The sequence below is a fragment of the Azohydromonas sp. genome, from assembly GCF_035325925.1.
Taxonomy (GTDB): Bacteria; Pseudomonadota; Gammaproteobacteria; order Burkholderiales; family Burkholderiaceae_C; genus Calidifontimicrobium.
The window spans coordinates 1-21,490 of record NZ_DAOKZA010000040.1; the positions used below are offsets into that span (position 1 = coordinate 1).

Annotated in this window: 23 protein-coding genes; 20 read left to right on the forward strand and 3 right to left on the reverse strand. The window is 72.6% G+C overall.

Features of this window, described 5'->3' with window-relative positions:
* From PKC53_RS13960 to PKC53_RS13975, 4 genes are all read left to right on the forward strand, one after another.
* Window positions 1–536, forward strand: a 536-nt coding sequence (locus PKC53_RS13960; protein WP_324429609.1) for a 4Fe-4S dicluster domain-containing protein, incomplete at its 5' end; no start/stop codon positions are given.
* A 7-nt stretch (window positions 537–543) separates the two neighbouring features.
* Window positions 544–1,524 (forward strand): DmsC/YnfH family molybdoenzyme membrane anchor subunit, encoded by a 981-nt coding sequence (locus PKC53_RS13965; RefSeq protein WP_324429611.1) that lies wholly within the window; start codon window positions 544–546, stop codon window positions 1,522–1,524.
* Window positions 1,521–3,644 (forward strand): SulP family inorganic anion transporter, encoded by a 2,124-nt coding sequence (locus PKC53_RS13970; protein WP_324429613.1) that lies wholly within the window; start codon window positions 1,521–1,523, stop codon window positions 3,642–3,644. The genes PKC53_RS13965 and PKC53_RS13970 overlap by 4 nt, the downstream gene beginning before the upstream one ends.
* Window positions 3,641–5,461, forward strand: coding sequence for a SulP family inorganic anion transporter (locus tag PKC53_RS13975; RefSeq protein WP_324429615.1), 1,821 nt, complete (start codon window positions 3,641–3,643; stop codon window positions 5,459–5,461). Before PKC53_RS13970 ends, PKC53_RS13975 begins: the two co-directional genes overlap by 4 nt.
* A 129-nt stretch (window positions 5,462–5,590) precedes the next feature.
* Here PKC53_RS13975 and PKC53_RS13980 read toward each other — a convergent pair whose 3' ends face one another.
* The 3 genes from PKC53_RS13980 to PKC53_RS13990 form a co-directional block, all read right to left on the reverse strand.
* The gene (locus PKC53_RS13980; RefSeq protein WP_324429617.1) at window positions 5,591–5,779 is read right to left on the reverse strand and encodes a DUF2892 domain-containing protein; all 189 of its coding nucleotides are present in this window, start codon (window positions 5,777–5,779) and stop codon (window positions 5,591–5,593) included.
* Between the two features lie 61 nt (window positions 5,780–5,840).
* Window positions 5,841–7,031 (reverse strand): outer membrane protein transport protein, encoded by a 1,191-nt coding sequence (locus PKC53_RS13985; protein ID WP_324429619.1) that lies wholly within the window; start codon window positions 7,029–7,031, stop codon window positions 5,841–5,843.
* Window positions 7,032–7,052: 21 nt separating this feature from the next.
* Window positions 7,053–7,658, reverse strand: coding sequence for a hypothetical protein (locus tag PKC53_RS13990; protein ID WP_324429621.1), 606 nt, complete (start codon window positions 7,656–7,658; stop codon window positions 7,053–7,055).
* Window positions 7,659–7,789: 131 nt separating this feature from the next.
* Between PKC53_RS13990 and PKC53_RS13995 the strand changes: the two genes are divergently transcribed.
* The 16 genes from PKC53_RS13995 (at window position 7,790) to PKC53_RS14070 (ending at window position 21,485) form a co-directional block, all read left to right on the forward strand.
* The gene (locus tag PKC53_RS13995; RefSeq protein ID WP_324429623.1) at window positions 7,790–8,491 is read left to right on the forward strand and encodes a response regulator; all 702 of its coding nucleotides are present in this window, start codon (window positions 7,790–7,792) and stop codon (window positions 8,489–8,491) included.
* A complete protein-coding gene (locus PKC53_RS14000) occupies window positions 8,491–9,843 on the forward strand; it encodes an ATP-binding protein (protein ID WP_324429625.1) in 1,353 nt (450 codons plus the stop codon). The genes PKC53_RS13995 and PKC53_RS14000 overlap by 1 nt, the downstream gene beginning before the upstream one ends.
* A 69-nt stretch (window positions 9,844–9,912) precedes the next feature.
* A complete protein-coding gene (locus tag PKC53_RS14005; protein WP_324429627.1) occupies window positions 9,913–10,302 on the forward strand; it encodes a rhodanese-like domain-containing protein in 390 nt (129 codons plus the stop codon).
* Between the two features lie 342 nt (window positions 10,303–10,644).
* Entirely contained in the window at window positions 10,645–10,908 is a 264-nt protein-coding gene (locus PKC53_RS14010) for a sulfurtransferase TusA family protein (RefSeq protein ID WP_324429629.1), read from the forward strand.
* Between the two features lie 42 nt (window positions 10,909–10,950).
* A complete protein-coding gene (locus PKC53_RS14015) occupies window positions 10,951–12,396 on the forward strand; it encodes a YeeE/YedE family protein (protein ID WP_324429631.1) in 1,446 nt (481 codons plus the stop codon).
* Between the two features lie 43 nt (window positions 12,397–12,439).
* Complete coding sequence (locus tag PKC53_RS14020; protein WP_324429634.1) at window positions 12,440–12,691, forward strand: sulfurtransferase TusA family protein; 252 nt, start codon at window positions 12,440–12,442, stop codon at window positions 12,689–12,691.
* Window positions 12,692–12,696: 5 nt separating this feature from the next.
* Window positions 12,697–13,008: a hypothetical protein gene (locus PKC53_RS14025; RefSeq protein WP_324429636.1), complete on the forward strand. Its 312-nt coding sequence runs from the start codon at window positions 12,697–12,699 to the stop codon at window positions 13,006–13,008.
* Between the two features lie 24 nt (window positions 13,009–13,032).
* Window positions 13,033–13,296, forward strand: coding sequence for a hypothetical protein (locus tag PKC53_RS14030; protein WP_324429638.1), 264 nt, complete (start codon window positions 13,033–13,035; stop codon window positions 13,294–13,296).
* Complete coding sequence (locus tag PKC53_RS14035) at window positions 13,293–13,574, forward strand: hypothetical protein (protein ID WP_324429640.1); 282 nt, start codon at window positions 13,293–13,295, stop codon at window positions 13,572–13,574. Before PKC53_RS14030 ends, PKC53_RS14035 begins: the two co-directional genes overlap by 4 nt.
* On the forward strand, window positions 13,571–15,055 hold the full coding sequence (locus PKC53_RS14040) for a hypothetical protein (protein ID WP_324429641.1): 1,485 nt from the start codon (window positions 13,571–13,573) through the stop codon (window positions 15,053–15,055). The genes PKC53_RS14035 and PKC53_RS14040 overlap by 4 nt, the downstream gene beginning before the upstream one ends.
* A 2-nt stretch (window positions 15,056–15,057) precedes the next feature.
* A complete protein-coding gene (locus PKC53_RS14045; RefSeq protein WP_324429643.1) occupies window positions 15,058–16,326 on the forward strand; it encodes a multiheme c-type cytochrome in 1,269 nt (422 codons plus the stop codon).
* A gap of 131 nt (window positions 16,327–16,457) precedes the next feature.
* Entirely contained in the window at window positions 16,458–16,763 is a 306-nt protein-coding gene (locus PKC53_RS14050) for a hypothetical protein (protein WP_324429645.1), read from the forward strand.
* Complete coding sequence (locus PKC53_RS14055) at window positions 16,760–17,293, forward strand: hypothetical protein (protein ID WP_324429647.1); 534 nt, start codon at window positions 16,760–16,762, stop codon at window positions 17,291–17,293. The genes PKC53_RS14050 and PKC53_RS14055 overlap by 4 nt, the downstream gene beginning before the upstream one ends.
* A gap of 1 nt (window position 17,294) precedes the next feature.
* Window positions 17,295–18,485 carry a selenite/tellurite reduction operon porin ExtI gene (gene extI / locus PKC53_RS14060; RefSeq protein ID WP_324429649.1) on the forward strand — a complete coding sequence of 397 codons (1,191 nt, stop codon included), beginning with the start codon at window positions 17,295–17,297 and terminating at the stop codon, window positions 18,483–18,485.
* A gap of 100 nt (window positions 18,486–18,585) precedes the next feature.
* A complete protein-coding gene (locus PKC53_RS14065) occupies window positions 18,586–20,073 on the forward strand; it encodes an ATP-binding protein (protein WP_324429651.1) in 1,488 nt (495 codons plus the stop codon).
* Window positions 20,070–21,485: a sigma-54 dependent transcriptional regulator gene (locus PKC53_RS14070; protein ID WP_324429653.1), complete on the forward strand. Its 1,416-nt coding sequence runs from the start codon at window positions 20,070–20,072 to the stop codon at window positions 21,483–21,485. The genes PKC53_RS14065 and PKC53_RS14070 overlap by 4 nt, the downstream gene beginning before the upstream one ends.
* Window positions 21,486–21,490: the final 5 nt, after the last annotated feature.

A 21,490-nucleotide genomic window follows, 5' to 3' on the forward strand; every position in this document is an offset into this window, starting at 1 on the left:
AGACGGTGCACTTCCCGAAGTCGTGCCTGCACTGCGAGGAGCCGCCCTGCGTGCCGGTGTGCCCGACGGGGGCTTCGTACAAGCGCGAGGAGGACGGCATCGTGCTCGTCGACTACGACAAGTGCATCGGCTGCAAGTACTGCAGCTGGGCCTGCCCGTACGGCGCGCGCGAGCTCGACGAGAACCAGAAGGTGATGAAGAAGTGCACGCTATGCGTCGACCGCATCTACGACGAGCGGCTGGCCCAGCGCGACCGCCTGCCGGCGTGCGTCAAGGCCTGCCCCACCTCGGCGCGCATCTTCGGCGACATCCACGACCCGCACTCCGACGCCGCACGCGCGATCCGCGAGAACGGCGGCTATGCGCTGATGCCCGAGTGGGGCACGCAGCCGGCCAACCACTACCTGCCGCGGCGCACGACGCGCATGCGCATCCACGAGGACGAGCTGGTGCGCGCCGACAACCCGCTCGCCGTCGAGGGCCACCTGCCCAAGCCGGCGCCCGGCACGGCGACGCTCGACGACGCGAGCTGGTGAGGGGCCCGTGAAGCCGGCGTTCTCGGTGATCCTGCTGACCACGCTGATCGGCGCCGGCCAGGGCCTGTTCCTCGCGCTGTTCACGGTGCAGACTTACGCGCTGGTCGGGCTGCTGCCGCCCGACGACGGCCGCGCGCTTTACGTGGCCGGCAGCGCGCTGGCGCTGGCCTTGCTCGCGCTCGGGCTCGCGGCGTCGTTCGCCCACCTCGGGCGGCCCGAACGTGCGTGGCGTTCGGCGGCCCAGTGGCGCACCTCGTGGCTGTCGCGCGAGGTCATCGTGCTGCCCGCGTTCATGGGCGCCGTGGGGCTGTACGGGCTGCTGCACGGGCTCGGCGCCGCGCCGGTGCTGTTCGCGCCGGCGCAGGGCCCGACGCTCGACCTGACGCTGGCGGTGGGGGGCGTCGCGACGCTGCTGGCGTTCGCGCTGTTCGTGTGCACCGGCATGATCTACGCCTGCCTGCGTTTCCTCGCCGAGTGGGCGACGCCGCTGACGCCGCTGAACTACACGCTGCTCGGCGGCGCGTCGGGCTTCACGCTGGCCGCGGCGCTTGCGGCGGCGGTGGCGCCGCCGCGCGTGGGCTTTCTCGCCGGCTGGGCGATCGTGCTGACGCTGCTGGCCGCGCTCGGCCGCGGCGCCGCGCTGTGGCGCAACGCGCGGCTGAAACCGCGTTCGACGATCCAGTCGGCGACCGGCGTCAAGCACCCGCAGGTGGTGCAGAAGTCGATGGGCTTCATGGGCGGCTCGTTCAACACGCGCGAGTTCTTCCACGGCGCGGCGCCGTCGGCGCTGCGGCTGGTGCGTCCGGCGTTCCTGCTGCTGGCCTTCGCGCTGCCGCTGGCGCTGCTCGCGCTGGGGCGCGACGACGCTTCGCTCGCGCTGCTGGGCGCCGCGTTCGCCGTGCAGTTCGTGGGTCTGCTGGCCGAGCGCTGGTACTTCTTCGCGCAGGCCGACCACCCGCAGAACCTGTACTACCAGGCGGTGGCGTGACGCACGTCGCGGCGGCGCCGTCCTCGACGCTCAGGCGGGCCTTCCCGTTCCTGGACTGGTTTCCTGTCAGCGGCGTCGTGCTGCGCGGCGACCTGATCGCCGGCATCACCGGTGCGCTGGTGCTGGTGCCCAAGGCGATGGCCTACGCGCAGCTGTCGGGCCTGCCGGTGCACTACGGGCTGTACGTGGCCTTCGTGCCGGCGATCCTCGGCGCGTTGTGGGGCTCGTCGCGCCAGCTCGCCACCGGGCCGGTGGCGATCATCTCGTTGATGACGGCCGCCGCGCTGACGCCGCTGGCGGTGCCGTTCTCCGACCACTACGTCGAGCTGGCGCTGCTGCTGACGCTGATGGTCGGGCTGATCCAGTTCGCACTCGGCGCGTTCAAGCTCGGGGTGATCGTCAACTTCGTCTCGCACCCGGTGATCCTGGGCTTCATGAACGCGGCGGCGATCATCATCGCGCTGTCGCAGCTCGACATGCTGCTGGGCATCCCGAAGGGGCGCAGCGACTCGTTCCTCGCCGACGTGTGGGGCATGCTGCTGCACCTGCCGCACACGAGCTGGCCGACGCTGGCGATGGCGGTTTTCGCGTTCGCGCTGATGGTCGGCCTCAAGCGCATCAGGCCGCTGGCCAAGCTGAGCGTGCTCGTGGCGGTGGTGGTGACGATCGTCGTCAGCCATGTCGCCGGCTACCAGCGCGTCGTCGAGGTGGGCGTCGAGCAGATCCGCGACGGCGACACGCGCGCTCTCGTGCTGGCGCATGCCGAGACCGAACGCGCGGTGCGCGAGCTCAACGCCGAGATTGCCGATGTCACTGCGCAGCTTCGCCAGACGCGGCGCCGCGACGTGCGCACGGCGGCCACGCTGCGTCACCGGCTGCACCTGGCGCAGCTCGACGCCGAAGGCATGGCCGCGGCGAACAAGCGCCTCCTGCGCGACCTGCAGTTGCTGCGCTTCGAGCGCGCCGACGACGGCGCGCTGCACCTGCGCGGCAAGGTGCCCGCCGGCGTGGCGACCGACGGGCGCACGTGGAAGCTGCGCAAGCTGGCCGAGGGCGCGGGGACCTTCGCCTCCGGCGGCGAGGTCGTCGGGGCGATTCCGCGCGGGCTGCCCGAGCTGCGCGTGCCCACGGTCACGCTCGACGCGGTGATGTCGCTGCTGAGCGCCGCATTCGTGATCGCGCTGGTCGGGTTCATGGAGTCGATCGCGATGGCCAAGGCGATGGCGGCCAACACCAAGCAGCGCATCGACCCGAACCAGGAACTGATCGGGCAGGGCATGGCCAACCTGGGCGGCTCCTTCTTCCAGTCCTACCCGGCGTGCGGGTCGTTCACCGGCTCGGCGATCAACCTCGCCGCGGGGGCGACGACCGGGCTGGCGATGGTCTTCAACGGCCTGTTCGTGGTGGCCACGCTGTTGTTGTTGACGCCGCTGCTGTACGCGTTGCCGAAGGCGACGCTGGGCGTGATCATCCTGCTCGCGGTGACGACGCTGCTGACCCCGAAGGCGCTGCTGCAGACCTGGCGCGCGAGCCGCGCCGACGGCATCGTCGCCGCCGTGACGTTCGCCGTCACGCTGCTGATGGCGCCGCACCTCGACAGGGGCATCCTGATCGGCGCCGCGCTGGCGATCCTGCTGTACCTGCACCGCACGATGAGGCCCCGCGTGGCCGAACTCGGGCGACATGCGGACGGCACGCTGCGCGACGTCAAGGTGCATCCGAACCTGCCGACCAGCCGCAACGTCATCGCGCTGCGCTTCGACGATGCGCTGTACTTCGCCAACGCGGTGCATTTCGAGGAGGCGGTGCTCGACGCCCTGTCGGCCAAGCCGGATGCCAAGTACGTGCTGGTGGTGGCCAGTGGCATCAACCACATGGACGCCACCGGCGAGGAGATCGTGCGCCACCTCGTCGAGCGGCTGCGCGCCAGCGGCGTGACGATGGTGTTCTGCGGACTGAAGAAGCAGTTGCGCGACGTGATGCAGCGCACCGGGCTCGATCGGCTCATCGGCGACGACCACGTGTTCCCGGACGAGCAGCGCGCGCTGTCGGCGATCTACGAGCGTCTGGGCCCGCAGGGGCGCGGCGAGTTGCTGCCCCGCACCGGAGGCGCCACGTGAGCCCGCCTGCGTTCGTGCGCCGCTGGCTGCCGTTCGTCGTGTGGGCGCCGCTGGTCACCCGCGACGCCTTGCGCGCCGATGCCATGGCGGCGCTGACCGGCGCGCTGATCGTGCTGCCGCAGGCGGTCGCCTTCGCGACGATCGCCGGGCTGCCGCCGCAGTACGGGCTGTACGCCGCGATGGTGCCGGCCATCGTCGCCGCACTGTGGGGGTCGAGCTGGCACCTGGTGTCGGGGCCCACGACGGCGATCTCGGTGCTCGTGTTCGCGACGCTCAGCCCGCTCGCCGTGCCGGGCAGCGAGCGCTACGTCGCGATGGTGCTGACGCTGAGCTTGGTGGCCGGCGCGATGCAGCTCGCGATGGGCCTCGCGCGGCTCGGCGCGGTCGTCAACTTCATCTCGCACACGGTGATCATCGGCTTCACCGCCGGCGCCGCGTTCCTGATCGTTGCCAGCCAGGTCAGGAACTTCTTCGGCCTCGCGGTGCCGCGCGGCGCCTCGTTCCACGAGACGCTGCTGTACGCGGGCGAACACCTCGGCGAAGCCCATCTGTGGGTCACCCTGGTGGGCGTCGTCACGGTGGCGGCAGGGTTGCTGGCGAAGCGGTTCCTGCCGCGCTGGCCGTACATGATCTTCGCGATGATCGCCGGCTCGCTGGTCGCGGCGCTGCTCAACCTCGTGCTCGGAGCGGGCGCCACCGGCATCGAGACGGTGGGCGCGCTGCCGAGCGCGGTGCCCTCGCTGTCGGTGCCCGACCTGTCGTTCTCGACGCTGCAGGCGATGGTGTTCCCGGCCGCGGTGGTCGCGCTGATCGGGTTGACCGAGGCGGTCGCGATCGCGCGCTCGATCGCGATGCGATCGCGCCAGCGCCTGGACAACGACCAGGAGTTCATCGGCCAGGGGCTGTCGAACATCGCCGGCAGTTTCTTCTCCGCCTACCCGTCGAGCGGCTCGTTCAACCGCAGCGGCATCAACTACGCGTCGGGCGCACGCACGCCACTGGCGGCGGCGCTGTCGGCGCCGATCCTGCTGGCCATCGCGGTGCTCGCCGCGCCGCTGGCGGCGTACCTGCCGGTGGCGGCGATGGCCGGCATCCTGTTCATCGTCGCCTGGGGGCTGATCGACTGGCACCACATCGGCGACATCGTGCGCCGCCACCCGCGCGAGCGGCTGGTGCTGCTCGTGACCTGGGTCGGCGTGCTCGTCGACCTGGAGAAGGGGCTGTTCGCCGGCATCGTCGTCTCGCTGCTGCTGTACCTTTACCGCACGTCGCAGCCGGCCGTCGAGGAGCGCGCGCCGCCGCCGGCGGAACTCGGCAACCCGCGACGCAAGATGGTCGCCGCCGGCCCCGACGCGCTGCCCTGTCCGCAGATGGCGATGCTGCGCGTGCGCGGGTCGGTCTACTTCGGCGCGGTCGAGCATGTGCGCGACCAGTTCCGGCGCGTCGACGCGGTCGACCCGCAGCGCAAGTGGATCATGCTGCTGGCCCAGGGCGTGAACTTCGTCGACCTCGCCGGTGCCGAACTGCTGGCCGAGGAGGCGCAGCGCCGCCGCGCGCTCGGCGGCGGGCTGGTGATCGTCGGCGTCCAGCCGGCGGTCGAGCACCTGCTGGGGCGCAGCGGCGCCATGCGCGAGATCGGCCCCGCGCGCGTCGTCGCGCACAAGGGCGAGGCCATCCGGCGTGTCTACCCGCAACTCGACAACGAGGTGTGCCGCACCTGCACGCGCCGCGTGTTCGAGGAATGCCAGACCCGCCTGCCCGACGGCAGCGCCCGCGACGATGCCCCGGGCGGCGACACCCGCCGCCCCGCACCATGAGCGGCGCCGTCGACCGCCTCGTCGAGGCCCGCCTCGACGCCGCAGGCCGCCGGGCTCGACGGTCGGTGGAACCCGAGGACCGGGCTGCAGGTGCCGGCGAGCGGCCGGGCGGGCGCCTTGCGGCGCCGTTCACTGCGGCACGCCGGCCTTCTTCAGCATCGACGCCAGCGGGCACCAACCGGTGACGCCGCTCTGGGCCAGGTTCAGGCCGACGAATGCCGGCAGCGCGAGCCAGTAGGCGTGCACGTAGTGCGCCATTGCGAGCCCGGCCAGCACCATCAGGCCGGCGGCGAGGTGGACGATGCGGTCGACGGTCATGGTGACCTCCTGTGGCGCCCGACGCCGCGGCCCCTCGCCGGACGGCGGGCTTCTCGCCGGCTCAGTGCTGGTAAGCGACCTGCAGGTTGACGATGTTCTGCTGCAGCTCGATCGTGTTCGGCGGCCCGACGCTGGAGGGCACGCGGTGGTTGAACGCATGCACCCACGACAGCGAGCCGCTGATGCGTTCGGTGAAGCGGCGCGTCAGGCCGAGCGCGAGGTGCTTCTCGACCACCGCCAGCGAGCCGAAGTTGGCGTTGACGTCCTCGGGGCCGATCGGCGACTTGCCGTAGTTGAAGCCGGCGCGCAGCTGCATGCGCTCGCCCAGGTCCTTCTGCACGCCGATGGCAAACACCGTCTGGTCGCTCCAGCCGAACGGCATCACCGCCGGCACCGCCCCGGTGTAGCCCTCGGGGCGCCGCACCGCGATGCGGTCGAGCACGTCGCTGAACCAGATGCGCTTCACGTCGGCCTCGACCAGCAGCCCGCGCGCCGGCCGCAAGGCCACCCCGACGGCGAGCGTCTGCGGCGCGTCCATGCGCATCGAGAAGCGGCCGGCGGCGGTGTTCCACTCGAAGTCGCCCATGCGCTGCCGGTTCGACCACGACGCGCCGACCTGCACCACCTCGCTCGGCCGCCACACCAGCCCCGCGGTGAGGCCCCAGCCGAAGACCTGGTTCTGCGGCAGCGAGAACGCCGGCGTCGCCAGCGCCAGGCTCTGGTAGTTCAGGTTCAGCGTCGCCCCGACGGCGAGCCGGTCGTCGATGCGGTACGCGAAGCCCGGCGCGACCTTGAAGAACTGCTTGGTCGTCACCACCGACTGCAGCCCCGGCGCGGCGACCGTGTCGGCGAAGTCCACGCCCATGCCCGACAGGCCGCCCAGGCCCATGCCGAGCACCAGCCGCGGGCCGACCCGGAAGTTGACCGCGCCCGCAGGCATCATGTAGACGTTGGAGTCGCTGTCGTTGCCGTTGACCTTGCGCGGCGGGTTCAGGAAGCCCACGCCGAGGTCGAAGCGCACTTCCCGCGTGTCGAGTTCGGCCATGCCGGCCGGGTTGACCAGGACGGTGACGGCGTCCTGCGGCGCGGCGACGACGGCGCCGGCCATGCCGTTGTGGATCGCCGACAGGCCCAGCATCTGGTCGCCGTTGGTGGCGTGCGCCAGCGGCGCCGCGACGAGCGCGCTGCAGGCGAGCGCCCGTGCGGCGGCGCGGCGGCCCCCCGGTGGCTTCGGCCCGGATTCGTGGCTCATGACGTTCCTTTCGCGGCGGACTCAGCGCTTCAGCGCGGGTTGGTACGCGGTCGCGCCGGGCTGGCCGCGGAAGTGCGCGTGGCAGGCGACGCAGCCGGCCGTCACGCTGCCGTAGTGCTGCGCGGCGGAGACCATGTCGCCGCGTTCGGCGGCGTCGGCGAGCGCGCGGGCGCCACCCTCGACCGCCGCCTCCATCGCCGGCAGCACGGACAGCGCCTCGTTGCTGACCTTGTCGGGCGGCAGGTACGGCAGCATGCCGCCGCGCGGCAGCCGATGCCCGGCGATGCGGCGTGCGGCGTCGGCGGCCAGCGGCCCGTTGTCGGTGGCGATCGCCGCGCCGACGGCCTGGTAGTCAGCCAGGATCTCGTGCATCACCTGCACCAGCGTGAGCGTGTCGCTGCGGCGGTCGTGGTTGAGCACGACCTTCATCAGGAACTGCCGGATCTCGGGCGCGAGCGCCCTGGCGCGCTCGGCGAGCTCGGGCGTCATCGCGGCCATCTGCTGCTGCATCAGCTGCGCGCCGAGCTTCATCTGTTCGGGCGTCAGCGGCTGCTGCGCCTGTACCGACGCGGCCAGCGCGAGGGTCGTTGCGCCGAGCGCGCGGGCGAGGACGGGACGGATGTTCATGCGGCGTGGCCTCCGGCGGTGCGTCGGCCGCCGGCCCGGCGGGCTCGGCGGTGTCGGGTTCAGCGTAGGCAGCGGCGGTTTCGGGCCCATGTCAGCACGGCGCGATCCGTGTCGACCTGTTGCAGCGCGCGATGAACCGCACCCCGGCCCGGCTGCTGGTCGTCGACGACGACGAGGGCTTGCGCGAGCTGCTCGTGCGCTACCTGCGCGACAACGGCTACGAGGTCGCCGGCGTGGCCGACGGCGCGGCGATGCGCGGCCACCTGGCCACGCACCCGGTCGACCTGCTGCTGCTCGACGTGATGCTGCCGGGCGAGGACGGGCTGTCGCTGGCGCGCACGCTGAGCGCCGAAGGCGCGCCGGCGATCATCATGCTGTCGGCGCGCGGCGACGAGGTCGACCGCATCGTCGGGCTCGAGGTCGGCGCCGACGACTACCTGGCCAAGCCGTTCAGCCACCGCGAGCTGCTGGCGCGCGTGTCGGCGGTGCTGCGCCGCCGCCGCCCCGGCCCCGAGACCGGCCGGCGGCGGCACTTCGGCCCGTACACGGTGGACCTGGACGCGCACCGGCTCACGCGCAACGGCGCCGAGGTGGCGTTGTCGGGCGCCGAGTTCGCGCTGCTGCGCACGCTGCTCGACCACCCCGACCGCGTGCTCAGCCGCGACACCCTGGTCGAACTGCTCAAGGGCTACGACCGCGCGCCGTTCGACCGCATGGTCGACGTGCGCGTCACGCGGCTGCGGCGCAAGATCGAGCCCGACCCGGCGCACCCGGTCTACCTGCGCACGGTCTGGGGCGTGGGCTACCTGTTCTGCCCGCGCGGCGCCGGGTGATGCCACGCTCGCTGTTCGGCCGCATGGTGCTGGCGATCGCGCTGGTCGCGCTGGCCTGCCAGCTGGTGACGATCGCGATCGTCGCCGCGCTCGGGTTGTGGCCGCTCGGCCGGCTGGCCACCGCCGACCTCGCGGCGCTGATGGTCGACGCCGCACGCGACTGGCAGGCCGCACCCGACGACGCCGCACGCGCGCGGCTGGCGCGGCGGCTGGCCGTCGAGCAGGGGCTGCGCCTGCTCGACGCGCCGTCCACCGCCGACGCGCCGGCGCCGCTGGTCGAGCCGGTGCAGGCCACGCGGCTGCTGCCGTACTTCCACCTGCTGGAGACGGCACTCGCCGGGCGCACCGGCACGCCGGTGGCGCTGGTGCACGGGCGCGACGCGGCCGGCGCCTCGTGGTACTGGGCCGCGCTGCCGACGCCGCGCGGCAGCGTGCGCGTGGGCTTCGACGCGGCGCGCGTGGGCGTGCAGCCGTCGCTGGCGCTGGTGCTCGTGCTCGCGGTGGGCGCTCTGGTGGCGCTGGTGGCCGCCGCGGCGATGGCGCGCTGGCTGATCGGGCCGTTGCGCCGCCTCGTCGAGGCGACGACGCCGATCGGCCAGGGCCGTCGACCCGCGCCGCTGCCCGAGTCGGGACCGCAGGAGCTGGCGCAGGTCGCGCGTGCGTTCAACGCGATGGCCGAGCAGGTGCAGGAACTGCTGGCCAACCGCACGACGCTGCTGGTGGGCGTGTCGCACGACCTGCGATCGCCGCTGGCGCGCATCCGGCTGGCGCTGGGCATGGCCGCCGAGCGCCCCGACCCGGCGCTGCTCGAGCGCATCGCGCGCGACGTCGACGCGATGAACGAGCTGATCGGCCGCTGCCTCGAGGTCGGGCGCGACTTCAGCGAGCGCGACGTCGTCGACGTCGACCTGTGCCGGATGCTCGCCGAGGTGGCGCAGGAACACGAGCACCAGGGCGTCGAGGTGCGCGACCGCGGCCCGGGCTGCCGCCTGCGCGCGCGGCCGCTGGCGCTGCGGCGCATCCTGTGCAACCTGGTCGACAACGCGGTGCGCTACGGCGGCGGCCGGCCCGTGGACGTCGAGCTGCGCGTCGACGTCGGCGTCGCCGAAGTCGCGGTGCTCGACCGCGGGCCCGGCATTCCAGAGGACCAGCGCGAGGCGGTGTTCCGGCCGTTCCACCGGCTCGAGGGCTCGCGCAGCCGTCGCACCGGCGGCAGCGGGCTGGGGCTCGCGATCGTGCGCCAGATCGCCGGCGCCAATGGCTGGACGGTGCAGTTGCGCGCACGCCCCGGCGGCGGCACCGAAGCCTGCGTACGGCTGCCGCTGCAGGCCGGGTCGGTCATGAGCAAATGACCAACGAATCGTTGGTGGCGCGCACATCGGCGTCGCACAATGCGCGACTCCGACCCGCGTGCACCGACGATGGAACACCTGCACCCGAAGCAAGCCTACGAGATCCTGCAGAGCAGCCCGAACACGCTGCTGATCGACTGCCGCACCGAGGTCGAGTTCTTCTACGTCGGCCACCCGGTCGACGCGATCAACATCGAGTGGAACACCGCGCCCGACTTCGAGCAGAACCCGCACTTCGCCGACGAGGTGCTGCGCATGGCCGGGCGAAAGGACCGCCCGATCATCCTGATCTGCCGCAGCGGCAAGCGCTCGGTCGACGCCGGGCTCGAGCTCGAGAAGCACGGCTTCACGAACGTCGCCAACGTGCTCGAGGGCTTCGAGGGCGACCTCGACGCCGAGCACCACCGCGGCAACCTCGGCGGCTGGCGCAAGCACGGGCTGCCCTGGCGGCAGGTGTGACCCGGCGGCCTCGTCAGCGGCGCTGCGGCGGGCCGCTGCCGCACGATCGGGCCCGTCGGGCCTGTCGGGCCGGCGGGCACTGAACGACGCCGCACCGCGCTGCCCCGGCACGATCCGGCGCACACCGCAGCCGGTTGCAAAAGACAACGCCGTCGGCACGATTCGGCGCCCGGTTGCAATTTCCACGCACCGGGCGCCCCGGCGCGCCGGGGCGCGACGTGGCATGCAACGTGCATTGGAGGTGGGGTCATGGCAGGTCCGAGGACGGCGACGAAGGGCTGGGGCTGGTGGTCGAGGCTGCGACGCGCCCCACCTCCCGCAGCGCCCGAGGCGCGCGCCGAAGTGGACCTGCCGGGCAGGGGCCTCACGCCGATCGCGCAGGTGGTCGATTGCGTGGGGGCGATGTGTCCGCGTCCGCAGTTGCTGGTGATGAAGGTGCTGGGCAAGGTCGAAGACGGTGAAGTGGTCGAGGTGCGCTGCGACAACGCGCCGGCGGTGGAGAGCTTCCCGGCGCTGGCGCTGTCGCTGGGCAGCACCCATCTCGCGACCCTGCGCCACGGCGACGGCTGGCGCGTCTATCTGCGCAAGGGCATCTGGCATGGCTGATCCGCACGCCGCGCGCGGCCGCGCCGCAGGGGGAGCACGGCGATGAGCACGACGACGGCGCCGGCGGTCGCCACGCCCGCCGGCCAGACCGGGTCGATCAAGGCACTGGGGCTGTTCGTCGCCGGCGTGCTGCTGTCGATCTGGGCGGTCGTCACCGACGTGCGCCTGGCCTACATCCTCGTCTACGCCTGGTTCGGCGTCGGCTACGGGCTGCTGCTGCAGTACGGGCGCTTCTGCATGGCCGCGGCGGTGCGCGACCTGTTCGCGGTGCGCGTGCCGCGCATGGCGGTGGGCATGATGATCGCGGTCGGGCTGTACGCGCTCGTCTCGGCCGCCGTCACGCTGGCCGGATTCAGCGGCTTCCACCCCAACCCGATGGGCTGGCACGTGCTCATCGGCGCGGCGATCTTCGGCTTCGGCATCGTCTTCACCGGCGGCTGCGCGTCGGGCTCGCTGTACAAGGCCGGCGAAGGCAACGTCGGCGCGATGCTGGTCGTGGTGGCGATCTCGTTCTCGCAGGCGTTGGTCGTCAGCGCCGGCGGCTGGCTCGACCGGCTGGTGCCGGCGTCGTGGACCGCGTCGGCCGAGGCCAAGGACATGCCGGCCGAACTCAGCGTCACCCAGGGCTGGTTCGACCAGTTCACCGCAGGCTACGTCTGGGACCTGAAGGCCGCGACGCTGGCCGACCGGCTCGGCGCCACCGATTCACCCTGGGTCGCGGTGACGGTCAACACGCTGCTGGTGGCGATCGTGCCGGTGGTCGTCATCCTCGGCCTGCTGTACTGGGTGTACTTCCGCCCGGGCTACATGCGGCGCGCCAAGGTCGCCTCGCCGACGCCGGGGCAGCACCTGGCGGGCGTGTGGGCGATGTGCACGGCGTCGCGCAACACCGCGCTGGCCGGCGCCGGGCTGGGCGTGCTCGCCGGCGCCCATGTCTGGGCCACGGGGGCGATGCGCGCGCACTTCGAGGTCGACAACTTCGGCGAGTTGCTGGCGGCGATGAACCACCACGCCGGGCTGTCGATGCAGGACACCGTGTTCGACCCCGGCTACTGGTACATCACGACGCAGGAGGCGCAATGGGGCGCCTGGGTGATCGAGCGCCTGGGCGTGCCGATGCGCGACAACCTCTTCTTCGGCCTCGACAACGGCGTGCCGAGCCCGCTGCTCAACGCGCCCGGCTTCATGTCGATCGGCATCATCGCCGGCGCGGCGATGATGGCGCTGGCGCGGCGCGAGTTCAAGTGGAAGCTGCCGAACCTCGAGGCGGCGCTGTTCGCGGTCGTCGGCGGCACGCTGATGGGCATCGGCGCGCGCATCGCGATGGGCTGCAACATCGGCGCCTTCTTCGCCACCGTCACCAACGGCGACCCCAGCGGCTGGGTGTTCCTGCTCGGCATGGCGCTCGGCGCCTTCGCGGGCGTGAAGGTCTTCGCCTGGTGGGTCGACTGGCAGGCCGCGCGGCGCGGCGACGACCTGGCGCTGTAGCCCCGCCGCCGCAGAAGACGATCGCATCAGGAGGAACCAGACCATGGCCGTGACCTTCAACCAGACCGGCGACGGCAAGTGGACGCTCGACGTGCGCGGCTACGCCTGCCCGCACCCGCAGATGTACACGAAGAAGGCGCTGCAGAAGATGGCCGGCGGCGACGAGCTGACGCTGGTGTTCGACAACCCTTCGTCGGGCGAGTCGATCATGGCGATGTGCGACGCCGACGGCAACGAGATCGTCGACCGCGTCGAGGGCGGCGGGTCGTTCACCTGGACGATCCGCAAGGCCTGAGCGCGATGCACTTCGGCCTCGTCGTCACCGACAGCGCCTACGCGGCGCACGCCACGGCGCTGCTGGCCGGGGCGGCGGCACGCGGCTGGGACGCGCGCTGCTTCCTGACCGACACCGGCGTGCTGCTGCTGTGCGACGAGGGCTTCGCGGCGCACGCGCGCGCACACCCGGGCAGCGTCGCGTCGTGCAAGCACAGCATGGACCACCACGCGCCCGAGGGCATGGACCTGTCGGCGCTGCAGGGCGCGGTCGTGATCGGCGGTCAGTACCAGGGCGCCAAGCTCGCCGGCGCAGCCGACGTCGTGCTGGTGCTGTAACCGCCGCGCCGCAGGAGCCGGACGATGAGTGCATCCAGACGCATGCTGGTCGTCGCGATGGGCAAGCGCGTCGAGGGCCTGCGCGTGGCCGTGGGCCTGACGATGGCCGACGCCGCGCTGCAGGTGGCGGTGTGGGGCGCGCTGCCCGACGACGAGGCGGCGACGCCGCAGCTCGAGGCGCTCGAGTTCGGCGACGTGCCGGTGCAGTCGCTGCCCGCGGGCGACGACGCGTCGTGGGACGCGCTGGCGCGCCACATCGTCGACAGCGACATCGTCTACTGCCTGTGAACACGCCCCGACGCATCCTGTTGATCGAGCCGCTTGGCGGCGCCGGACCGACGCCGGCGCTGGCGCGCGCGCTGCACAACGCAGGTGCGCAGGTGCGGCAGCTGGCGCTGCCGGGGCGGGTCGACGCTGTGCTCGACGCCATCGAACAGGGTTGGATGCCCGTCGCGCTGAAGATGCCCACGGCGGGCACCGGCGCCGGCGGGCGCGACAAGGACGCAACGCCGGGCTCGGGCCAGGGCGGCGCGCTGGATTCACACCGTCCGGAGGACACCCGATGAAGATGCGATTCAAGTCCGCCCTGCTGGCGGCCGGCTGTGCGGCCGTGGCGCTCGCGCTGACCGGGTGCGGCGGCGGCGACAGCGAGGACAAGGCGTCGCCCGCCCAGCTGATCCGCGTCAACTCGGCCGCCGCACTCGCGCAGGTCTCGGCCGACGACTACGACGCCAACGTCGACGGCATCGTCACCGGCGCGACGCTCAAGCGCTGGATGTCCGACTGGGCCGCCCAGCGCCCGCCCGGCGTCACCGGCAAGCTGGTGATCCTCCAGGCCACGGCCGGGCCGGCGGGCGCCGAGTTCATCAAGCCCGACGGCGTCAACGTCTTCACCTACCTGTCGCCGAGCAGCGAGTGGGTGCAGACGCGCAGCAACGGCGTCATCGAGACCGTCAGCATGGTGCCCGACGGCGCTGCGATGGACGCGCTGTTCAAGAAGTACGCCATCGACCCGACGCGCGACATGATCGTCGCGGCGATGGGCACCGGCAGCAACCCGAACGCGATGGCGCAGGGCCGCATCTGGTACGCGCTGCGCTACTGGGGTGTCGAGCGCGGGCACCTGGCCGTGCTCAACGGCGGCAACCAGTGGCTCAACGGCAACGGACTCGCCGCCGCCGACTTCCAGGCCGCCGCCAGCACCGCGCCGAACAGCGGCAGCTTCTCGGTGAAGAGCCTGCAGGTCGACAACACCGCGCTGCAGGCGACGGTGCAGGACCTGCTGGCCGTCCTGCCCGGCGTCAACAGCAACCAGAAGGGCGACGGCGTGCTGATCTGGGACGCGCGCAGCGCGAGCCAGTACAGCGCCGGCCAGGTCGTCGAGCGCGGCGAGGACACCGACCCCGACACCGCGGGCAACCAGGCCTGCGCCAGCGCGCTGTGCGTGCCGACCAACGTCGACAACTACCGCTGGACGTTCCAGAACGGCGGCTCGCGCCAGGGCCACCCCTGGGGCACGCTGCAGCTGCAGTACACGCACATGCTCGACCCGACCAAGGGCTTCGCGTACCGGCCGAAGTCGGTGCTCGCCGGGTACCTGGCCGGCAACGTCGACGCCAACGGCATCGGCCTGATCGACGCGAGCTACGCGCCGGTGGGCGCAGGCAATGGCTACCAGGACGGCGACACCGTCTACGTGTACTGCGAGACGACGTTCCGCGCGATGATCACCGGCATCGTCAGCGCGGTCATCCTGGGCAAGCCCACGCGCTTCTACGACGGCGCGATGGTCGAGTGGAACTCGCTGTCGTACATCGCCGACCGCACCGGCAACGCGATCCTGCCGGCCAACTCGCCGTGGCGCACCGACGTGAAGTCGTTCTTCCGTCCGGCGATGGCCACCGCCGAAGTCGCGCCGCGCACCATCACCGACCCGTACGCCTGGGGCACTGACGCGATCGTCGAGTCCGACCGCGGCTACAAGACCGGCGAGAGCGTGGCCGGCGGCGGTGGTGGCGGACTGCCGTCGAACCCCTGCGGCGGCTGACGATGCCGCTGCCGGCGGCGCCGGACATCGCCGAGAGGACGACGACGTGCAGGTCCACGTGGTCCGGTCGCCTGGCGCGCGTGCTCGGCGCGGCGGCGGCGATCGGCGTCGCCGCATGCAGTCCCTCGCCGGCGCCGCCTTCGGTGCAGGACTTCCTCGCCCGGCACTGGGCCGAGCCGATCGCGCCGCAGGGCGCCCCGCCGGCCGGTTACTCGGCGCTCGAGGCGTCGCTGTCGCCCGCGGCCTGCGGGCAGTGCCACCCGGTGCAGTGGGCCGACTGGCAGGGCAGCCTGCACGCGCGGGCGATGGGCCCGGGCATCCGCTGGCAGCTGCAGCTGATGGACCAGGCCGCGGCCAACCGCTGCGTGCGCTGCCACGCGCCGCTGGCCGAGCAAAAGGCGCTGCTGGCGATCGAGCACGGCTGGCCGGCGGCGCCTTCGCAGCCGCCGCCGGCGTACGTCGACGCGGGGCTGGCGCACGAGGGGCTGGTCTGCGCAGCGTGCCACGTGCGCGGCCACCGGCGCTACGGCCCGCCGGCGCGGCCGGCGGCCGCGGACCGCGATGCCGCGCTGGCGCACGGCGGTTTCGTCGAGTCGCCGGCCTTCGGCGACAGCCGGTTCTGCGCGCATTGCCACCAGTTCCCGGACGACGGGCCGCGCACCGCCGGCAAGCTGCACGAGGACACCTACGCCCAGTGGCAGGCCAGCGCGTACGCCCCCGAGCGTTCGTGCCAGTCGTGCCACATGCCCGACCGGCGCCATCGCTGGCGCGGCATCCACGACCCCGAGACCACGCGCGACGCGATCGACGTGCAGTTGCAGGTGCAGCCGTCGGCCCCTGGTCGCTACGAGGCGCGCGCCGAGGTGCGCAACACCGGCGCCGGCCACCACTTCCCGACCTACATGGTGCCCAAGGTCGAACTGCAGTTCGTGCGCGTCGACGCCACCGGGGGCGAGTCGCCGATCGGGCGGCACGTCATCGGCTGGACCGTCGACACCGCCATCACGCGCGAGATCGACGACACGCGCATCCCGGCCGGCGCCAGCGCGCAGTTCGTCGTGTCGTTCGACGCACCGCCCGGCGCGGGCTGGACGGTCGAGCTGCGCATCGTCGTCAAGCCGGGCGAGCACTACGAGCGCACCTTCCGCGACAGCCTGTCGCGTGCCGACCGGCTGCCGCCCGCCGCGGTGCCGCTGCTGCGCGAGGCGCTGCAGCGCGTGGTCGATGCGCAGTACGAACTGATGCGCGTGCGCCGCGCGCCTGCCGGCTGAGCGCCGCGGTGATCGCGACTGAGCGCTTTCGGAGGACTCCCGTGCCGACATCACCGCCCCTGCCCCCCGCGTCGCGACGTCGCGGCCCGGCCGCGACGTGCGCCGTCGTCTTCGCGGCCTACGCCGTCGCCGTGCCGGCCTGGGCGGCCGGTGACGGTGCGCCGCGGCTGAAGTTCCGCGGCAAGGGCTCGGCGTGCATGTGCTCGGACGCCATCGACGACAAGACCATCTCGCGCGCACTGCAGTCGCGCCTGGCCGGCGGCGACGCGACGCAGCCGCCAGGCGCCGCCGGCGCGAAGCCCGCCGCGACGCTGACGCCCGCCGACGCGAAGGCCGCGGCCGACGCGGCCGCGCGCGCCCTCGAGCCGGCGGCGCCGCGTGCGTCGGCGCCGGCCGACAGCCCCGCACCCCGTTCACCACAGGAGCAGCGCCCATGAAGACCGAGGAGACGACGACGACCCCCGTGCACCATCGCACCCGACCCCTGGCACGCGGCGGCACGCGCCTGTGGCACCGCCTGCGCAGCCTGGGCTCCGCGCTCGGCCTGGTGGCGCTGGCGTTCGTGTTGTGGGCGCTGCAGCCCGACACGCGCCCCCAGGCCGCGGCCGAGGTGGCGGGCTGGGGTGCCGAGGCCGCGCACGCGACGGCCGAGGCGCCGCTGGCGTGGCTGCCGATGGCCCCGGCCAACGCCTGCGGCCTCGGCGCGTCGAGCTGCTTCAAGTGCCACAACGGCAAGCGCGCCGCGGCCCCGCCCAGCGACCCGGCCACGGCACCCTGGCATGCGCACCACGCCAAGGTCAACAACTCCTGCGTCGGCTGCCACAAGGGCAACCCGCGCGTCATGAAGGAGGAGGTGGCGCACGCCAAGATGGTCGCCAAGCCGCGCGACAACACCAGCGAGTCCTGCGCGACCTGCCACACCGCCGACCTGGCCAAGGTCCAGGGCGCCTACACCGGAGGGAAATGACATGAACCGCACCATCCGCGCCCCGCGCGCCGCCCGACGTCGCGCCCTGCGCCTGGCCGCCCTGTGCACCGTCGCGCTGCCGTGGGCGGCGACGGCCGGCCCGACGATCGAGTTCGGCCAGGGCAGCACGCTCAACTTCACCTACGGGCTGCAGGTCTGGAACGAGCACCGCAGCTTCACCTCGTCGACCAACCCGTCGTCGTCGAGCGACACCTTCCTGCGCCGCAACCGGCTCGCGCTGACGGGGCAGTACAACGACATGATCGGCTTCTACGCGCAGCTCGAGGCCGGCGGCGACGGCCGCGGCGGCGACAACGACCGCAGCGTGTACTGGCGCGACGCCTACGTCACCTTCGACTACAGCGACGCGCTGCGCTTCATCGTCGGCCGCGTGAAGAACACGTTCTCGCGCGAGAACCTCGAGGCCTGCCTCGAGCCGCTGACGCTCGACCGCGCCGAGGTGCTGTCGTACACGCCGTTCGCCGGCACGCGCGACATGGGCGCCGTGGTGTGGGGCAACCTGATGGACGCCAAGCTGCAGTACCGGCTGATGGTCGCCGACGGGCGGGAAGGGCAGTACGTGCCGAAGGGCAAGCCGCGCGTCACCGCGCGCGTGCACGTCAGCCTGTGGGACCCGGAGTTCAGCTACGGCTACCTGGGCACCTACCTGGGCACGCAGAAGGTGCTGACCATCGGCGCGTCCTACGACACGCAGTCCGACGTGGCCTACGGCAACTACCTGTCGCGCTCGGACATCAAGGACTACAAGGCGCGCACCATCGACGCCTTCATGGAGTTGCCCACGTCCAGCGGCGTCTACACCGCCAGCGCCGCGGTGTTCGACTACGACACCGGCGGCGCGTTCGGCCAGTCGCCCGACCCGGCGCTGAGCGTCAACTCGGACCTCAAGGGCCACTACCTGAAGGCCGGCTACATGCTGCCGAACAAGCTCGGCCCCGGCCGGCTGCAGCTGTTCGCACGCCACGAGAAGCTCGACTACGGCGTGAAGACCGGCAACGCCGAGTACTTCGACAACACCTGGAACGGCGTTGGCTTCAACTACTACATCGACGGCCAGCGGGTGAAGATCACCGGCGAGTTCAACCGCATCAAGTTCGACACGCAGCACCCGGTGGACAACGCGCTGCGCGACTACCGGCAGGCTACACTGGCCCTGCAGTTGATCTTCTGACCCCGCGTGCCGGCCGCCGGCCCGCGCGTGGCCGCGGTGGGTGGCCGCGCGCCGGGCGCACGAGGCGGGCCGCGGGGCGTGCCCACAGGCCCCGGTCCGAATGAGCAGCGCATCGCCCCTGCCGCTTGCCGCCGACGCCGCCCGCACCGACGACGCGGGGGCGGCGCGCGTGCCCCTGGCCAGCCACCCGCTCGCGCCGCTGCTGCTCGGGCTCGCGGTCGCCGCGCTGTACGCGTGGTTCGGCGCCGCCTGGCACGAGGGGCGCGGTGCCTGGGTGGCCGGCAGCCTGCTCGCCGGGCTGGCGGCTGCGGGCGCGGCGCGGCTGGCCGCCGAGATCGCCGCGCTGCGCCAGCTCGAGCACGGCATCCACAACGCGCGCGAGGGGCTGCTGCAACCGACCGCCGATCGCGGCCTCGGCTGGACCGTCGCCGGCCGGCTGATCCCGGAGCACAACAAGACCGTCGAGGCGCTGGCGCTGATGTTCCGTACCGTCGAGGACTGCCAGGTGCGCTTCCTCGGCGAACGCAACCGCGTCACGACCATCCTGCAGAGCCTGCCCGGCGCGCTGCTGGGCATCACCGACGAGCTCGAGGTGTCGATCGCCAACCGCCAGGCCGAGGCACTGTTCGACGCCGGCCCCGGCGCGCTCGCCGGGCGCAACCTGTTCGACCTGCTGGTGCCCGACGACCACGGCCGCACGCTGCTGCGCGACGCGTTCCTCTACAAGCAGGCGATCCGGCAGCAGGAGCTGGTGCTGCAGCTCGGCGGCCGCGCGCGCCACTTCAGCATCAGCCTGGCCTTCTACAGCGACGAGCAGGACGACATCGGCGGCGTGATGATCCTGCAGGACGTCACCGAGCAGCGCCTGCTGATGGAGACGGTGGCGATGCGCGAGAAGCTGGTCGCGATGGGCCAGCTCGCCGCCGGCGTCGCGCACGAGCTGAACACGCCGCTGGGCAACATCCTCGGCTACGCGCAGCTGATGCGCAGCGCGTCGACCCCGCCCGAGACGCGCAACGGCTACGCCGACGTCGTCGTCGCCGAGGCCCGGCGCTGCTCGCGCGTCGTGCAGGACCTGCTGGCCTACGCGCGAAAGGACAGCTGCAGCGGCGAGACCTGCGACGTCAACCAGACGGTGCGCGAGCTGCTCGACGCGTTCATCCACTGCCGGCTGCAGCGCTACGGCATCGAGGTCGAGGTGCATCTCGACCCCGACCTGCAGCTCGTCGAGGGGGGCTGTGGCGAGGTCGACATCGCGCTGACCAACGTGATGTCCAACGCGATCCACGCGCTGGCCGACACGGCGCAGCCGCGCATCACGATCCGCACCTGGGCCGAGCCGGCGCATGTGGCCATCGCGGTGGCCGACAACGGGCCCGGCGTGCCGCCCGAGGCGCGCAGCCGGCTGTTCGACCCGTTCTTCACGACCAAGGACGTCGGGCAGGGTTCGGGGCTGGGGCTGTTCATCAGCCAGGCCGTGGTCACGCGCCGCGGCGGGCGCATCGACTTCGACGCCGGCCATGCCGGCGGCGCGTGTTTCGTCATCCGCCTGCCGCGCGTCGACGTCGCGCGCGTGCGTGCGGCATGAGCACCGCCGCCGAGACCACCACCGGCCGGCGCGCGCGCGGCGACGCGGGCGACCCGCGCCCGCTGGTCGTCGTCGCCGAGGACGACCGGCACATGCGCGAGCTGATCGCCATCGTGCTGCGCGAGTCGGCGCTGCCGATGCGCGTGGTCACGGTCGAGAGCGCGGTCGCCGCGATGGACCTGCTGGAGGACCAAGCGGCGGCGGTCGTCGTCACCGACCTGTGCATGCCGGGCGCCGACGGGCTGGACCTGCTGCGCTTCGTGCGTGCGCACCAGCCCTTGTGCCAGGTGCTGCTGGTCACCGGCTTCGCGAGCATCGACTCGGCGATCGCGGCGCTCAAGGACGGTGCCTTCGACTACGTGCGCAAGCCCTTCGACGGCGAGCAGCTGCGCGCGCGCGCCGAGTCGGCGCTGAACTACCACCTCGCGCTGGCCGAGACGGCGCGGCTGCGCCAGGGCGCCGTCGACGCCGACGTCAGCCCGCTGGTCGGCCGCTCGGCGGCGATGCAGGCGGTCGAGCGGCTGATCGAGGCCGCCGCCGCGTACGACGCCGGCGTGCTGGTCTGCGGCGAGAGCGGCAGCGGCAAGGAGCTGGTGGTGCGGCGCATCCACCGCCTCGGCGCGCGGCGCGACCGACCGCTGATCGCGGTCAACTGCGCCGCGATCCCCGACACGCTGATCGAGAGCGAGCTGTTCGGCTACCGCCGCGGCGCCTTCACCGGCGCCGACCGCCACAAGCCGGGGCTGTTCGAGCTCGCCGACGGCGGCACGCTGTTCCTCGACGAGATCAGCAGCGCGCCGGCGGCGCTGCAGGCCAAGCTGCTGCGCGTGCTGCAAGACGGCTGCTTCTACCCGGCCGGCGCCACCGAGCCGGTGCACGTGGACGTGCGCGTGATCGCCGCGGCCAACGTGCCGCTGCGCCAGCTGGTCGACAGCGGCGAGTTCCGCAAGGACCTGTACTACCGGCTGACGGTGATGGAGATCGACATCCCGCCGCTGCGCCAGCGCCGCGACGACATCGCGCCGCTGGCGCTGCACTTCCTGGACAAGCACTCGAAGCGCCTGGGCAAGGCCTGCCAGGGGTTCTCGCCGGCGGCGCTGGCGGCGCTGATGCGATACGACTGGCCGGGCAACGTGCGCGAGCTCGAGAACCTGGTGCAGCGCATGCTGATCCTGTCGGCGCGCGACGTCATCGACGTCGACGCGCTGCCGGCGCACCTGGCCGCGGCCCACGGCCCCGAGGCGCGCGCGCTCGATTACCTGCCGCCGCAGAGCCTCGAGGACATGGAGGCCTACCTGATCCGCAAGACGCTGCGCAAGACCGGTGGCGACCGCGCGCTGACCGCCGAGATCCTGGGCATCGACAAGTCGACGCTGTGGCGCAAGGTCAAGCGCTACCAGATCGACGAATAGGCCCG